The organism is Streptomyces sp. NPDC005141, assembly GCF_053599975.1.
Genome location: NZ_JBSFYW010000166.1, coordinates 1 through 1,386, shown reverse-complemented (window position 1 = coordinate 1,386; position 1,386 = coordinate 1). Strand labels below are relative to the sequence as shown.

Below are 1,386 nucleotides of genomic sequence, written 5' to 3'. Positions count from 1 at the left end.
CTGCTGAACCCGACCGTCGTCGTCATCACCGACCGCAACGACCTCGACGACCAGTTGTACTCCACCTTCCTGGAGAGCGAGATCCTCCCGGGTACTCGACCTGGACGCCGGACGACGTTTCGACGAGGTTTCCCGGAACGGCTAGGCTCCCGGCGTGGCTGATATCCAGATCCCCGCTGACATCAAGCCCGCCGACGGACGATTCGGCGCTGGCCCCTCCAAGGTGCGGACGGAGGCGCTGGACGCGCTGGCCGCGACCGGTAGCTCTCTGCTCGGCACATCCCACCGCCAGGCCCCGGTCAAGAACCTGGTCGGCAAGGTGCGCGAGGGCGTGCGCGAGCTGTTCTCCCTGCCCGACGGGTACGAGGTGGTCCTCGGCAACGGCGGCTCCACCGCGTTCTGGGACGTCGCGACGCACGGCCTGATCGAGAACAAGTCGCAGCACCTCACGTTCGGCGAGTTCTCCTCCAAGTTCGCGAAGGCGGCCAAGCTCGCCCCGTGGCTCGCCGAGCCGACCGTGGTCTCCTCCGACCCGGGCACGCACCCCGAGCCGGTCGCGGAGGCGGGCGTCGACGCCTACGCCTTCACCCACAACGAGACCTCGACCGGTGTCGCCGCCCCGATCAAGCGGGTGCGGGGCGCGGACGAGGGCTCCCTGGTCCTGGTGGACGCCACCTCCGGCGCCGGCGGCCTGCCCGTCGACATCGCCGAGACCGATGTCTACTACTTCGCCCCGCAGAAGTCCTTCGCCTCCGACGGCGGCCTGTGGATCGCCGTGTTCTCCCCGGCCGCGATCGAGCGTGCCGAGCGCGTCCACGCCTCCGGCCGCCACATTCCGGAGTTCTTCTCGCTGCCCACGGCGATCGACAACTCCCGCAAGAACCAGACGTACAACACCCCGGCCCTCGCCACCCTCTTCCTGCTCAACGAGCAACTGGAGTGGATCAACGGCCAGGGCGGCCTCGCCTGGTCGGCGGCCCGGACGAAGGACTCCTCGAGCCGCCTCTACCGCTGGGCCGAGGACAGCAAGTACGCCACCCCGTTCGTGACGGACGCGGCCAAGCGCTCGCAGGTCATCGGCACGATCGACTTCGCCGACGAGGTCGACGCCGCCGCCGTCGCCAAGGCCCTGCGCGCCAACGGCATCGTCGACACCGAGCCCTACCGCAAGCTCGGCCGCAACCAGCTGCGCGTCGCCATGTTCCCGGCGATCGACCCGGCGGACGTCGAGGCGCTGACCCGGTGCATCGACTACGTGATCGAGAAGCTGTAGCCGTTCCCACGAGATCAGGGGCGTCCGGCATGGTCAGCGCGAGCGCGGCCGAGGAGTAGATGAGCGTGCGGTCGAGGTCGCTGGCGACGAGCACCCTGGGCGCGGACATCAGA

General features: G+C 69.5%; 2 protein-coding genes and 1 pseudogene. 2 read left to right on the top strand and 1 reads right to left on the bottom strand.

Annotated features, from left to right (window positions below; genetic code table 11):
- Positions 1–162: a hypothetical protein gene (locus ACWD68_RS41895; protein WP_451811720.1), complete on the top strand. Its 162-nt coding sequence runs from the start codon at positions 1–3 to the stop codon at positions 160–162.
- Positions 155–1,273, top strand: coding sequence for a phosphoserine transaminase (serC, locus tag ACWD68_RS41890; protein ID WP_451811719.1), 1,119 nt, complete (start codon positions 155–157; stop codon positions 1,271–1,273). Before ACWD68_RS41895 ends, serC begins: the two co-directional genes overlap by 8 nt.
- 19 nt (positions 1,274–1,292) lie before the next feature.
- Here serC and ACWD68_RS41885 read toward each other — a convergent pair.
- A pseudogene (locus ACWD68_RS41885) lies at positions 1,293–1,382 on the bottom strand (HAD family hydrolase); the annotation flags it as partial.
- Positions 1,383–1,386 lie beyond the last annotated feature (4 nt).